The following is a 13,448-nucleotide window of genomic DNA, read 5'->3' as shown; positions in this document are numbered from 1 at the left end:
GCCGCACGAGTCGGTCAGTCCACGAATCGCTTCGACGATGCCCGCAGTTCGGGCACGGTCGAGACGCGCAGACTGCGTCCGAGCGTCTCGGGCCCGACCGCGGTGGCGATGAAGCCGATCACGCACGCCGCGATGATGAAGACCGCCACCATCCACGAGCTGCCGCCCGCCGCCGCGACGAGCGCGATCGCGATCAGCGGGGTGAATCCGCCGGAGACCGCACCGGCGACCTCGCGACTGAACGCGAGCCCCGTGAACCTCGACCGACTCGTGAAGAGTTCCGAGAAGTAGGCGCCCTGCGGTCCGAACATCGCGCCGACTCCCACGCCGAGGCTCGCCGTGACGGCGATCGTGACACCGAGCGCGGTCTCGGAGTTGTCGATGATGGCGAAGTACGGGAATGCGAACAGCGCGGAGAAGGCGATGCCCGTGAGCACCACGGGCTTTCGGCCGATGCGATCGGACAGGGCGCCGAAGAGCGGCAGCGTGATCATGGTGGTCGCGGTCGCGACCGTCACCGCGATGGGGCCGATGCTGTTCGCGAGCGAGAGCGTGCCGGTGATGTACGCCGCGATGAACGTGAGGTTCACGTAGGCGATGACGTTCTGCGGGGTCTGCGTGCCGATGAGCACGAGGATTCCGCGCCATTCCTTCGAGAAGACGTCCTTCAGCGGGGTGACGGGCGCCTTGTCCTCGGTGGCGGCCTCGACGAACGCCGGTGTCTCGCTGATCTTCAGGCGGATCACGAGCGCGACGACGACCACGATGATGCTCGCGGCGAACGGGATGCGCCATCCCCACGCGAGGAAGTCCTCCTCGGGCAGCTGGGTGATGATCGCGAACGCTCCCGAGGCGAGGAGGAGGCCGAGATAGACGCCGACCGCCGGCCACGCACCCTGCAGGCCGCGCTTCCGGGGCGAGGCGTGCTCGACCGAGAAGATCGCGGCGCCGCCGAACTCGGCCCCCGCTCCGATGCCCTGCACGAGGCGGAGCACGAGCAGGATGACCGGTGCCCAGAGCCCGATCTGCTCGTAGGTCGGCAGGAAGGCCATGAGCACGGTCGAGATGCCCATGATCAGCAGGGTCAGGACCAGCACGTACTTGCGCCCGAGGCGGTCTCCGAGCCGGCCGAAGATGAGTCCGCCGAGCGGGCGGATGACGTACCCGAGCGCGAAGGCGGCGAATGCCGCCATGGTGCCGACGAGCGGATCCTCGTTGACGAAGATGATGCGGTTGAAGACGAGGGCCGCTGCGGTGCCGTAGAGGTAGAAGTCGTACCACTCGAGGGCCGAGCCGATGAGCGTCGCTGCGGCGACGCGGCGGGTCTCCTTGTGGCTCACGGCGGACGACTGGTCCTTCTCTACGACGGTGGTCGGTTGTGCTGACATCATTGTCCTTTCGTTCGGTCCTGGCGGTCGCGGCTCAGGCGACCACGCGGTTGTCGAGCTCGTCGTCGTCCCAGACGATTCCGAGGCCGGGGTGATTCGGTGCGAACGCATGCCCGTCGCGGATCGCGATCTCCTCGCGGGTGACGGCACGCAGCTGCGGGATGTGCTCGACGAAGCGGCCGTTCGGGATCGCCGCGACGAGGCTGACGTGCAGCTCCATCAGGAAGTGCGGGCTCACCGCGACGTTGAACGCCTCGGCGAGATGAGCGACCTTCAGCCAGGGCGTGATGCCGCCGATGCGTGCGACGTCGACCTGGACGATGCTCGCCGCCCCGCGCTGCAGGTACTCGCGGAAGGAGCCGATCGAGTAGATCGACTCGCCGACGGCGATCGGGATGCTCGTGGAGCGTGCGAGTCGTTCATGCCCTGCGACGTCCTCCGCCGGGAGCGGTTCCTCGAACCAGCTGAGGCGGTACGGCTCGAAGGCCGCGGCACGTCGGATCGCCTCGGCGGCCGTCATGCTCTGGTTCGCGTCGACCATGATCTCGACGTCGTCGCCGACGGCAGCACGAACCGCCGCGATGCGCGAGACGTCCTCGGCGAGCGACGGCTTGCCGACCTTGACCTTGACGCCCTTCCATCCCTTCGCGGCGGAGGCGAGCGCCTCTTCGACGAGTTCCTGCTCGGGGATGTGGAGCCAGCCGCCTTCGGTGTCGTACAGCGGCACGGCCTGGCGGAAGCCTCCGGCCTCCTGCCACAGCGGCCGGCCGGAACTCTTCGACCGGATGTCCCAGAGCGCGGTGTCGACCGCAGCGAGGGCGAGCGCGGTGAGGACGCCGACGCTCGTCGCGCGCGTCGAGTCGTAGAGCTTGCGCCAGAGGTGCTCGGTGTTCATCGGGTCCTCCCCCGGCAGGAGGCGGAGCAGGTGCTCGTTGAGCATCGAGAGTGCAGCGCGGCCGCCCGTGCCGATCGTGTACGAGTACCCGCGACCGGTGACGCCGTCGTCCGTCTCGATGTCGACGACGAGCGTCTCCTGCTTCAGGAACGACTGCATCGCGTCGGTGCGGACCTTCTCGACCTCGATGTCGATGAGGCGCGCGACGGCTCTGGTGATCACGGTCATGGCGGCACTGCTTCCATTCGTCGTGTACGGCAACGTTGCGTACGGCGGAAATCGTATTGTATTTGATTCTTGCACAGCAATCCCCCGCTTCCGCCTCCGCCCGAGGGCGACGTCGGGCCCGGCCGACGACGCTCGCTCAGTAGGATTCGAGGATGGGAAGCCGCGATGACGCCGAGCCGATCGCCCCCGACGCGACGCTCGGCGAAGACGTCTACAAGCGACTCGTGGCGTTCGTGCTGAGCAACGAGCTGCCCGCCGACTCCCGCATCAACATCAATCGCATCGCCAAGCAGCTCGACGTCTCCCCGACGCCCGTCCGCGAGGCGCTGACCCGCCTCGAAGACGCCGGGCTCGTGAGCAAGACGCACCTCAAGGGCTACCGGACGACGTCGGTGCTCACCGAGAAGGAGCTCGTCGACCTCTACGAGCTCCGGCTCCTGCTCGAACCCGCCTCGGCTCGCCTGGCGGCCGAGCACGCCGACGCCGCCACCATCGCCGCCCTGCGCGATGAGCTCCGCATGTACCACGAGGCCCCCGACGACGACGACGCCTGGAGTTATGCACGGTTCAGCCAGCACGACGGACGCCTGCATTCGTTGATCGCTCGCGCTTCGGGCAACCAGGCCGTCGAGCGCGCCCTCGAACGCACGCACTTCCACCTGCACGCGTTCCGCCTCTCCTACGAGAAGAGCGCCGGCGACACGACCGTCGACGAGCACGAACGCATCGTCGAGGCGATCGCCGAGCATGACCCCGACGCCGCGGAGCGCGCGATGCGCGATCACCTCACGGCGTCCCGGGCCCGCCTGCTGCCGAGCGCCCGCCGCGCGCACTGAGACAACCGGCTCCAGTGCACGACGTTGGAGTTGTCGCGCTCGGCGAAGACCTTGATCGTCCGGAAGTCGTCCGGCGCCGCCGTAGTCTGATGGGATGCTCAGGCGATTCCTCTCGGGTGCCGGCCTGCTGCTGCGCGGCTTCGGATTCTGGGGACGCCGGCCGGGCGTGATGGCCCTCGGCCTGATCCCGGCCGCGATCGTCTTCGCGATCGTGCTCGCCGCGCTCGTGGCACTCGGCATCCAGCTGCCGGCGATCGTCGAATGGGCGACGCCCTTCGCCGAGCGGTGGGACGCGTTCTGGACTGCATCGCTGCGCATCGCCATCGCAGCAGTGACCTTCGCCGGCGCAGTGCTGCTCGCGGCCGTCACCTTCACCGCGATCACGCTCGCGGTCGGCGATCCGTTCTACGAGCGCATCTGGCGAGCGGTCGAAATCGAGCTCGGCGGCGACGTGCCCGATCGCGGCGCCGGTTTCTGGCGAGCCGCGGCCGACGCCGCAGCGCTCATCGCGCTCGGGGTCGCCGCGGCACTCGTCGTCGGCCTGATCGGCCTCGTGCCCGTGGTCGGATCGGTCGCCGCCCCGGCGCTGGGTGTGACGCTGTCGGGATGGCTGCTTGCACGAGAGCTCACCGGGCGCGCCTTCGAGGCTCGAGGCATGGCCGCGGCCGAGCGCGCGGCTGCGCTTCACGGCCACCGGGCCCAGCTGCTCGGGTTCGGGGTCGCGACCCAGTTGTGCTTCATGGTGCCGCTCGGCGCGGTGATCGCGATGCCCGCCGCGGTGGCCGGCTCGACGATGCTCGCACGTGCGGCGCTCGATGCATCGGCTCCTCCGGCGCACGCGGAACCGACGCCGCCGCCGGACTGAGCAGCCGAGCGGATGCCGCAGGCCCGTGCGGCATCCGCTCGTCGACTGCAGCGCGTCAGGCGGCGCGCAGGCCGGCGAAGAACGCGCGGATGTCGCCGGCGAGGAGCTCGGGCACCTCGAGCGCGGCGTAGTGGCCGCCCTGCTCGAAGCGGCTCCAGTGCACGACGTTGGAGTTGTCGCGCTCGGCGAAGACCTTGATCGTCTGGAAGTCGTCCGTGAAGACGGCGACCCCGGTCGGCGCCGCATTGATCTGCGGCTCGGCCTCCGCTCGCGCGTTGTCGAGGTAGCTGCGGCTCATGCCGGCAGCGGCATTCGCGAACCACGTGACGCTCACCTCGGTGATGATCTGCTCGAGGGTGACGAGCGAGGTGCCATTGCCGAAGGAGTTGAAGAGCTCGCTGTAGGCGAGCAGGGCGATCGGCGAGTCGCTGAGGCCGACGGCCACGGTCTGCGGGCGGCTCGCGTTCATGGTGTTGTAGCCGCCGACCGACTGGAACCACTGCATGTGCTCGAGTCCCGCGTAGTCCTGCGGCTCGAGGTGCTCGAACTCGGCAGGGTCGCCGCTCGGGAACGAGAAGAGCTGCAGCACGTGCAGGCCGAGGAAGCCCTCGGGGTTCGCGAGACCGAGCTCGCGGGCGACGAGGGCGCCGTTGTCGGAACCGTGGATGCCGTACTCGGCATATCCGAGTCGGTGCATGAGCTCGTCGTACGCGCGGGCGACGCGCGCAGTGGTCCAGCCGGGCTCAGTGACGGGGTTCGAGAAGCCGTACCCCGGGGCATCCGGAACGACGACGTCGAAGGCGTCCTCGGGGCTGCCACCGTGCGCGACCGGGTCGACGAGCAGGTCGATGAGGTCGAGGTAGTCGACGGATGACCCGGGGTAGGTGTGCGCCAGCAGCAGCGGCGTCGCGCCGGGGTGGGCCGAACGAACGTGGATGAAGTGGATGGGCTGGCCGTCGATCTCGGTCGTGAAGTGCGGCACGGCGTTGATGCGCGCCTCGGTGGCACGCCAGTCGAACGCGCGCCAGGCCTCGACGGCCTCGCGGAGGTAGGAGTTCGGCGTACCCGTGTCCCAGTCATCGGCGGGTGCCGGCTGGGGCAGGCGGGTGCGCGCGAGGCGCTCCATGAGGTCGTCGAGCTCGGCCTGGGCGACGTCGATCGTGAACGGGCGGATTTCGGTGTGAGAGGTGGTGTTCGTCATGTCTTCGACGGTACGGTGCATATAGGAACGTTCACTTCCTAATGATCGATTCGAGTTCACAGAATGTCCGATACCGCCGCACGACTGCTCTCCCTGCTCGCGCTCCTGCAGACCCGACCCGACTGGACGAGCACCGAACTCGGCGCCCGGCTCGGCGTCACGCCCCGCACCATCCGCAACGACATCGATCGACTGCGCGAACTCGACTACCCCGTCGATGCCACCCGCGGCGCGGCCGGCGGCTACCGCCTCGGCGCGGGGGCGAAGCTGCCGCCGCTGCTGCTCGACGACGAGGAGGCCGTCGCCGTGGCGATCGGCCTTCGAGCCGCGACCGGCATCGCGGGCGTCGAGGAGTCGAGCACTCGAGCGCTCACCAAGCTCGAGCAGGTGCTGCCGTCGCGGCTCCGCCCCACGGTCGAGGCGCTCGCGACCGTGATCGAGCACGCGCCCGAGAACAACGACACGGATGCTCCCGACCCCGAGGTCGATCACGCCGTGCTGACGGCGATCGCGAGCGCCATCCGCGGCGTCGAATGGATCCGGTTCGACTACCAGGGCGAGGCCCGGCTCGTGGAGCCCTACCGGCTGCTGAGCTGGGCTCGCCGCTGGTACCTGGTCGGCCGCGATCCGTCGAGCGAGGAGTGGGGCACGTTCCGCGCCGACTGGATCGAACCGCGCATGCCGACGCGACGCCGGTTCGAGCCTGCCGCTTTACCGGGCGGCGACTACACGGCCTTCGCGATGCGCTCGATCGCCGAGAGCGGCTGGAAGGTGCACGCCCGACTGCGGATCGCGGCGCCGGCCGACGCGGTGCTCGCCCGTATCCACCACGCGGTGGGCGTCGTCGAGGCCGTCTCCGACTCCGAATCGGTGCTCGTCACCGGCGCCGACTCGCTCGACACGATCGCCGCCTACATCGGCATGCTCGGCATGGACTTCACCGTCGAGTCCCCCGACGAACTGCGCTCGCTGCTCCTGACCTACAGCGAACGGTACGCGCGGGCCGCCCGCGGGCCTGCATGAATTCAGGGCTATACATCTGATCTTTGGTTCGGCAGTATGGGATCCGCGGTCGCTTCTGCTCGATGCGCGCCGCATTTCCGTGTGAAACACCTGATCAATGATGCGCAGGAGACTTTCGATGAACTTCACGTTCGACCCTCACCGCCGCCGAGTGCTCCAGATCGGCGGCGTCGTCGCGATGGCGCCCCTGTTCGGTGACCTGCTGACCTCCCGACCCGCAGCGGCTGCCGCTGCGCCGTTCGCCTCGGGGGGTGTCGCCGCGTCGTCTCGACGCACAGCGCTCAGCGCCCCGTCGCTCTCGCAGAAGTCGCTCTGGTACGGCACCCCGGCGACCGACTGGCAGTCGCAGGCGCTGCCCATCGGCAACGGCCGGCTCGGCGGCATGATCTTTGCGAATCCCGACGAAGAGGTCGTGCAGTTCAACGAGCAGAGCCTCTGGGGCGGCGTCAACGACTACGACAACGCCCTCATGGGCCAGCCCGACGGCGCGTACGACACGAGCGTGACGGGCTTCGGCTCGTACCGCGACTTCGGCACCATGCGATTCACCTTCGCCGCGGGCCCGAAGGTCACCGCGCCGGGCGGCCCGTACCGCGTCTCGGGCTCCGAAGGCGTCGACCGCACCTACGACGGCAACTCGCGCACGAAGTGGTGCATCGACGGCCCGCCGGCGACTGTGCTGTGGCAGGCCGAGCTGCCCGATCCGGTCACGGTGACGGACTACAGCCTCACGAGCGCCAACGACGTGCCGGCCCGCGACCCGCAGGAGTGGACGTTCTCGGGTTCGGAGGACGGCGTCGACTGGACCGTGCTCGACACCCGCACGGGCGCACCCTTCGAGAGCCGCTTCCAGGCCAAGCAGTACACCTTCGACAACACCACCGCGTATCGCCACTACCGCTTCACGTTCGTGCCGAAGGCCGGCGTCAGCCACTTCCAGGTCTCCGAGATCTCGCTCGGCGGCGTCAGCCTCGCGTCGGGCGCGCTCGTCTACGTCTCGTCGCCGAGCGGCGCGTCCGCCGGCACGGATGCCTCGGCCGACCTCGCCCGGAGCGTCGACGGCGACCCGGCGACCGCGTGGCGGGTCGCCGAACCCAGCGACGGGGTGCAATGGCAGCTCGACCTGCCGGCCAAGGCGGTCGCGACGTCGTACGTGCTGACCGCGGCATCCGATGCGCCCGAACACGACCCGCGCAGCTGGCGGCTCGAGGCGTCGAACGACGGCGTCGACTGGGTCGCGCTCGACGCGCGCGAGCCCGGCGCCCCCTTCGCCGCCCGCCAGGAGGCGAAGAGCTACACCTTCGCGAACTCGACGGCCTACGTCTCGTACCGGTTCACGTTCGCCACGGCCTCGGCGACGAGCCCGTTCGCGATCGGCGAGGTCGCCCTCGTCGGGCCGTCGTTCGACTCCCGCACCCTTCGCGCGGTCACCGACTACCGGCGCGGCCTCGACACCGCGGTGGGCGTGCACGTGACGCAGTTCGGCACGATCGCAGGCCGGGTGATCCGCGAGGCCTTCGCGAGCCGCACGGCCGACGTCATGGTGCTCCGCTACACGACCGACGCCGAGTCGGGCATCTCGGGCGTCATCTCGCTCGCCTCGGCCCAGGAACAGGCGCCGACCGGCGCGAGCGGCGCAGGGGTCGGCGCCGAGATCGGGTTCCGCGGGGTCATGGCCAATGCCCTCCAGCACGCCTGCACGATCCGGGTGGTCGAGTCCGACGGCGACGTGTCGGTCGAGGGCGCGACGCTGCGCGTCACCGGTTGCCACACACTGACCCTCGTGCTCGACGCCCGCACCGACTACAAGATGAGCGCGGCCGACGGATGGCGCGGCGACGCCCCCGAATCCGGCATCGCCGCCGCGCTCGGGGCCGCCGCGGCCCGCTCGTTCGGCGAACTGCGCGACGAGCACACCGCCGAGGTCTCGGACCTCATGTCGCGGGCGACGGTGAAGTGGGGCGAGACGGATGCCCCCGTGCTCGCGCTCTCGACGAGCCAGCGCCTCGCCCGGTACAAGACGGGTGCGTCCGACCCCACGCTCGAGCAGGCGATGTTCGACTACGGGCGGTACCTGCTGCTGAGCTCGTCGCGGCCCGGTGGGCTGCCCGCCAATCTGCAGGGGCTCTGGAACAACAGCAACCAGCCGCCGTGGGCCTCGGATTACCACACCAACATCAACGTCCAGATGAACTACTGGGGCGCCGAGACCACGAACCTCGCCGAGAGCCACACCGCCCTCATCGACTTCGTCGAACAGGTCGCGGTGCCGAGCCGCGTGGCCACGCGGAACGCCTTCGGGCAGGAGACCCGCGGGTGGACGGCCCGCACCTCGCAGTCGATCTTCGGCGGCAACTCGTGGGAGTGGAACACGGTCGCGAGCGCCTGGTACGCGCAGCACATCTACGAGCACTGGGCCTTCACGCAGGACAAGCGCTACCTGCGCGAGACCGCCCATCCGATGATCAAGGAGATCTGCGAGTTCTGGGAGGACCGGCTCGAGGAGGACGCCGACGGCCGGCTCGTCGCACCCGACGGTTGGTCGCCAGAGCACGGCCCGCGCGAAGACGGCGTCATGTACGACCAGCAGATCATCTGGGATCTGTTCCAGAACTACCTCGACTGCGCGGAGGCGCTCGGTGTCGACACGGCGTATCGCAAGCGCGTCGCCGAGATGCAGGAGCGCCTGGCACCCAACAAGATCGGACGCTGGGGCCAGCTCCAGGAGTGGCAGCGCGATCTCGACGACCCGAACGACATCCACCGGCACACCTCGCACCTGTTCGCGGTGTACCCGGGACGCCAGATCACGGATGCGACGCCCGAGCTCGCGGCCGCGGCGCTCGTCTCGCTGAAGGCCCGCTGCGGGGAGAAGGAGGGCGTGCCCTTCACCGAGGCGACGGTCTCCGGCGACAGCCGCCGCTCGTGGACCTGGCCGTGGCGCACCGCGCTCTTCGCCCGCCTCGGCGACGCCGAGCGGGCGCGCATCATGCTGCGCGGCCTGCTCTCGTTCAACACGCTGCAGAACCTGTTCTGCGACCACCCGCCGTTCCAGATGGACGGCAACTTCGGCATCTCGGGCGCCGTCACCGAGATGCTGCTGCAGAGCCATCAGGACGTCATCCACCTGCTGCCCGCCCTGCCCGAGGCGTGGCAGGCCGAGGGTTCGTTCTCGGGCCTGCGCGCCCGCGGCGGCTACGAGGTGAGCTGCGAGTGGCGCGACGGCCGCGTGGTCTCGTTCGACGTGGTCGCCGATCGCGCTCCCAACCAGGGCAACATCATCGTGCGGGTCGACGGCGTCGACCACAAGGTGAAGCCGGCGAACCCCAAGAGCGGCCAGCCGATGCGCGACAAGGGCCCGGTGCGGGGCTGATCAGCGCACCTCGATGAAACACGATGCCCGCGCCGACCCCCATGGTCGGCGCGGGCATCCTCGTCGGCGCGGCGCGGCTCAGCGGCATCCCTTCGAACGCTCGATGAGCTCGTCGGACGGGTGCCCGTAGAGCCACTCGCCGTTGCCGTTCGGGTCGGTGTGCCCCATGCCGATCGCCCACGCCGTCGCCCACGGCTCGTTGTCGTTCGCGTACTCGCCGACGAGCTCGTAGCACTTCGAGGTGATCGCGTGGCCGACCTCATGGGTGACGAGCGCTGCCATCACGGGGTCGCCCCACTGCTCGGCGATGCTGTTCGAGAGCGTGATCGTCGACAGCCCGCCCTCCCACGTGTCCCACGTCGCGGTGCCGCCGGCCGAGCCGTTGTCGCCGTAGCCGATGACGATGGGGGCCCAGTCGAACTCGAGCAGCACGCCGCCCGCGATCGATCGGGCGTACGCCTCGACCGCGACGCGGCGATCATAGAGCGGGCCCGCCTTCTCCGCTTCCTCAGCGGCGTGCGTCGCCTGCAGTGCGGCGGCTGCCGCGACGTACGCATCGATCCGGGCAGCGGCGTCGTATCCCCACGTGCTGCTCGCGAGCTGCTCGACGCTGTTGCGGAACTCGATGCGCTCGACGTTCCGCGCCGATCCGTTCGCAGCCTCGACCGCGGCGGCGACCGGAGCGATCGCCTCGACGTACGCGGCACCGGAGTCGGAGATGGCGGTGTCGGCCGCTGCGAGATCGTCGGCGTACGCATCGGCGTCGGCGGCCTGCGTGGTGAGTCGTTCGGTCTCGGCGGTCAGGATCTCGGAGGCGCGATCGAGGTCGGCGAACCAGACCGGACGCGACATCGGCCGGGTCGGTTCCTCGAACTCCGTCTCGGGAGCCTCGGCCACCAGGGTGTCGAGTTCGGTCGCCGCCGCCGCCAGGGCCGCCTTCGCCGCGGGGTCGACGAGCGGGTCGGGCGCGGCGAGCATCGACGCGGCGATCTCCCCGGTCGCCGCGACATCCGCCTCGACGACCGCCGCCGATTCACCGGCCGCCGCGGCCTCGGCGACGGCGGCGCGGTGCGCGACCACCGCCGCGTCGAAACGGAGGTTCGCGATCGCGCTCGCAGCGAGCACGGCCGCTGAGAGGAGCAGGAAGAGCGCCACGCCGAGCACCGTCCACGCGACGGTCGCGCGCGAGCGGCGCACTGGAACGGCATCGTGCCCGGCCGGTGCCGGGCCACGGGGATCGAGCGTCGCGTTCGGTGTGGAATCGAGGGTCACTCGTGAAGTATCCCCGGTCGTGAGCGGTCGGGCAATCCGAAGAACCCGGGGCGCGCATCGAGGCGGCATTCAGCCGGTTCCCGGTCGGCGTTCGGGCGACTCCCGGCCTGCTCTCGACCTCCGACATCCGGATCGGTTGAGTTGGACGCTTGACTGGGACGAACGACCCACAATACGCTGCCTCCAACCGAGCAAGGAGGCTCAGATGGCGATCGATCATGCACGCCCAGACCGTGTCCGTTCCGAACGCACCACCGAGCAGGGAAAGCGCAGGCGGCGATCCAGAGCCCTGGGTCTCGCACTGGCAGCTGCACTCGCGACATCCGTACTCGCGGCGCTTCCCGCCGCACTCGACACCACTCCGGCCGAAGCCGCACCCGGAGATTGGTGGGAGGCGCCGAACCGCCCCGCCGAAGAGGTCGAGCTGAACGTCACCGGTGCACCGTTCACGGGCACGACCGAGAACGGCGAAGTGCGCGGCTTCATCGACTCGCACACCCACCTGAACTCCAACGAGGGCTTCGGCGGACGCATGATCTGCGGCTCGCCCTTCTCCCCCGCGGGCGTCGCCGACGCCCTCAAGGACTGCCCCGACCACTACCCCGACGGCAGCGCCGCCCTCTTCGAGAACCTCGTCAGCGGCGACGCCGACGGCAAGCACGACCCCGTGGGCTGGCCGACCTTCACCGACTGGCCGAAGACCACCTCGATGAGCCACCAGGCCTCGTACTACGCCTGGGTCGAGCGTTCCTGGCGCGGCGGCCAGCGCATCCTCGTCAACGACCTGGTCACCAACGGCGTGATCTGCTCGCTGCCGATCATGCCGAAGGACCGCTCGTGCGACGAGATGACCGCGATCCGACTCGAGGCCCAGAAGGCCCGCGAGATGGAGGCGTACATCGACGGCATCTACGGCGGCCCCGGCAAGGGCTTCTTCCGCATCGTCACGACGCCGGCCGACGCGCGAGCGGTGATCGAGCAGGGCAAGCTCGCCGTCGTGCTCGGCGTCGAGATGTCGGAGCCGTTCGGCTGCAAGATGATCCTCGACGTCGCGCAGTGCTCGACGGCCGACATCGACCGCGGGCTCGACGAGTTCGAGCAGCTCGGCATCTCGAGCATGTTCCTCTGCCACAAGTTCGACAACGCCCTCTGCGGCGTGCGCTTCGACTCGGGCACGCAGGGCACGATCATCAACGTCGGCCAGTTCTACTCGACCGGGACCTTCTGGCAGACCGAGACGTGCCCCACCGCCCGTCACGACAACCCGATCGGCAACGCCACCGTGCCCGAGTTCGAGGGGCAGCTGCCGCCGGGCGTCGAGGTGCCCGAGTACTCGGCCGGCAAGAACTGCAACACGCGCGGCCTCACCTCGCTCGGCGCGTACGCGCTCAAGGCGATGATGGCCCGCAACATGATGGTCGAGCTCGACCACATGAGCGTGAAGGCGGCCGAACGCGCCCTCGACCTGCTCGAGGCCCAGGGCTACCCGGGCGTGCTCTCGAGCCACAGCTGGATGGACTCCGGCTGGACCGAGCGCCTCTACCGTCTCGGCGGCTTCAAGACCGGCTACCCGCACGACGCCGCAGGATTCATCGGCGAGTGGCAGGAGGGCAGCGCGCTCCGCGCCCAGTACGACAAGGGCTACGGGTTCGGGCTCGACTTCAACGGCGTCGGCTCACACCCCGCCGCCGACAGCGCACCGGTCGACATCGCCTATCCGTTCACGAGCGCCGACGGCGGCACGACCATCGACCGCCAGGTCAGCGGCCAGCGCACCTTCGACATCAACGTCGACGGCTTCGTGCACTCGGGCCTGGCGCCCGACTACCTCGAACTGCTGCGTCAGTCGGGCGGCGGCGATGCACTCGTGTCGGACATGATGCGCGGCGCCGAGTCGTACCTGCAGACGTGGGAGGCGACGACCGGCTACTCGAGCGCGGCGAACCTCGCGACGGGCAAGCCGGCATCGGCGAGCTCGAGCGAGTGGAACCCGTTCACGAGCTACGCCCCGGGGCGTGCGGTCGACGGCAAGGCGAACACGCGCTGGGCGAGCGGCAACTGGGGCGTGAACCCGCAGTGGCTGCAGGTCGACCTCGGCGCCGCGGAGCCCGTCAGCCGGGTCGTCGTCGAGTGGGAGTCCGCTGCGGCGAAGGCCTACGAGGTGCAGGTGTCGCAAGACGGTGCGACCTGGACCACCGTCTCGTCCGTGGCGAACGGCAACGGCGGGCTCGATACCGCGTCGTTCGCGCCGACGAGCGCCCGTTACGTGCGCGTGAACTGCACGGTGCGCACGACGAACTACGGGTACTCGATCAAGGAGCTCGGGGTCTTCTCGAACTGACACCCTGACGACACGGGCGGATGCCG

9 protein-coding genes are annotated in these 13,448 nt (G+C 69.6%); 5 read left to right on the top strand and 4 right to left on the bottom strand.

Features of this window, described 5'->3' with window-relative positions:
- Positions 1-14: 14 nt before the first annotated feature.
- Both ACFCVM_RS18680 and ACFCVM_RS18675 read right to left on the bottom strand, forming a co-directional pair.
- Positions 15-1,391 carry an MFS transporter gene (locus tag ACFCVM_RS18680; RefSeq protein ID WP_375838238.1) on the bottom strand — a complete coding sequence of 459 codons (1,377 nt, stop codon included), beginning with the start codon at positions 1,389-1,391 and terminating at the stop codon, positions 15-17.
- Positions 1,392-1,422: 31 nt separating this feature from the next.
- Positions 1,423-2,511 (bottom strand): mandelate racemase/muconate lactonizing enzyme family protein, encoded by a 1,089-nt coding sequence (locus ACFCVM_RS18675; RefSeq protein WP_375838237.1) that lies wholly within the window; start codon positions 2,509-2,511, stop codon positions 1,423-1,425.
- Between the two features lie 152 nt (positions 2,512-2,663).
- On the opposite strand from ACFCVM_RS18675, the gene ACFCVM_RS18670 reads away from it, so the two are divergent.
- Complete coding sequence (locus tag ACFCVM_RS18670) at positions 2,664-3,347, top strand: GntR family transcriptional regulator (protein WP_375838236.1); 684 nt, start codon at positions 2,664-2,666, stop codon at positions 3,345-3,347.
- A 94-nt stretch (positions 3,348-3,441) separates the two neighbouring features.
- Complete coding sequence (locus ACFCVM_RS18665; protein WP_375838235.1) at positions 3,442-4,212, top strand: EI24 domain-containing protein; 771 nt, start codon at positions 3,442-3,444, stop codon at positions 4,210-4,212.
- 55 nt (positions 4,213-4,267) lie between these two features.
- Here ACFCVM_RS18665 and ACFCVM_RS18660 read toward each other — a convergent pair whose 3' ends face one another.
- Positions 4,268-5,413 (bottom strand): epoxide hydrolase family protein, encoded by a 1,146-nt coding sequence (locus ACFCVM_RS18660; protein WP_375838234.1) that lies wholly within the window; start codon positions 5,411-5,413, stop codon positions 4,268-4,270.
- A 63-nt stretch (positions 5,414-5,476) separates the two neighbouring features.
- Between ACFCVM_RS18660 and ACFCVM_RS18655 the strand changes: the two genes are divergently transcribed.
- Both ACFCVM_RS18655 and ACFCVM_RS18650 read left to right on the top strand, forming a co-directional pair.
- The gene (locus ACFCVM_RS18655) at positions 5,477-6,436 is read left to right on the top strand and encodes a helix-turn-helix transcriptional regulator (RefSeq protein WP_375838233.1); all 960 of its coding nucleotides are present in this window, start codon (positions 5,477-5,479) and stop codon (positions 6,434-6,436) included.
- Positions 6,437-6,554: 118 nt separating this feature from the next.
- Positions 6,555-9,809: a glycoside hydrolase N-terminal domain-containing protein gene (locus ACFCVM_RS18650; RefSeq protein WP_375838232.1), complete on the top strand. Its 3,255-nt coding sequence runs from the start codon at positions 6,555-6,557 to the stop codon at positions 9,807-9,809.
- Between the two features lie 78 nt (positions 9,810-9,887).
- On the opposite strand, the gene ACFCVM_RS18645 is transcribed toward ACFCVM_RS18650, so the two are convergent.
- On the bottom strand, positions 9,888-11,081 hold the full coding sequence (locus tag ACFCVM_RS18645; RefSeq protein WP_375838231.1) for a hypothetical protein: 1,194 nt from the start codon (positions 11,079-11,081) through the stop codon (positions 9,888-9,890).
- Positions 11,082-11,286: 205 nt separating this feature from the next.
- On the opposite strand from ACFCVM_RS18645, the gene ACFCVM_RS18640 reads away from it, so the two are divergent.
- On the top strand, positions 11,287-13,422 hold the full coding sequence (locus ACFCVM_RS18640; RefSeq protein WP_375838230.1) for a discoidin domain-containing protein: 2,136 nt from the start codon (positions 11,287-11,289) through the stop codon (positions 13,420-13,422).
- The last annotated feature ends 26 nt before the right edge of the window (positions 13,423-13,448 follow it).

The organism is Agromyces sp. NPDC056389, assembly GCF_042262385.1.
Lineage (GTDB): Bacteria > Actinomycetota > Actinomycetes > Actinomycetales > Microbacteriaceae > Agromyces.
The sequence above is the reverse complement of the archived record's forward strand: the minus strand, read 5'-3'. Positions and strand labels throughout refer to the sequence as shown.

Bases quoted from the DNA above. Each gene is read 5' to 3' on its own strand.
- ACFCVM_RS18680 (WP_375838238.1), bottom strand. From the start codon at position 1,391: ATGATGTCAGCACAACCGACCACCGTCGTAGAGAAGGACCAGTCGTCC.
- ACFCVM_RS18675 (WP_375838237.1), bottom strand. From the start codon at position 2,511: ATGACCGTGATCACCAGAGCCGTCGCGCGCCTCATCGACATCGAGGTC.
- ACFCVM_RS18670 (WP_375838236.1), top strand. From the start codon at position 2,664: ATGGGAAGCCGCGATGACGCCGAGCCGATCGCCCCCGACGCGACGCTC.
- ACFCVM_RS18665 (WP_375838235.1), top strand. From the start codon at position 3,442: ATGCTCAGGCGATTCCTCTCGGGTGCCGGCCTGCTGCTGCGCGGCTTC.
- ACFCVM_RS18660 (WP_375838234.1), bottom strand. From the start codon at position 5,413: ATGACGAACACCACCTCTCACACCGAAATCCGCCCGTTCACGATCGAC.
- ACFCVM_RS18655 (WP_375838233.1), top strand. From the start codon at position 5,477: ATGTCCGATACCGCCGCACGACTGCTCTCCCTGCTCGCGCTCCTGCAG.
- ACFCVM_RS18650 (WP_375838232.1), top strand. From the start codon at position 6,555: ATGAACTTCACGTTCGACCCTCACCGCCGCCGAGTGCTCCAGATCGGC.
- ACFCVM_RS18640 (WP_375838230.1), top strand. From the start codon at position 11,287: ATGGCGATCGATCATGCACGCCCAGACCGTGTCCGTTCCGAACGCACC.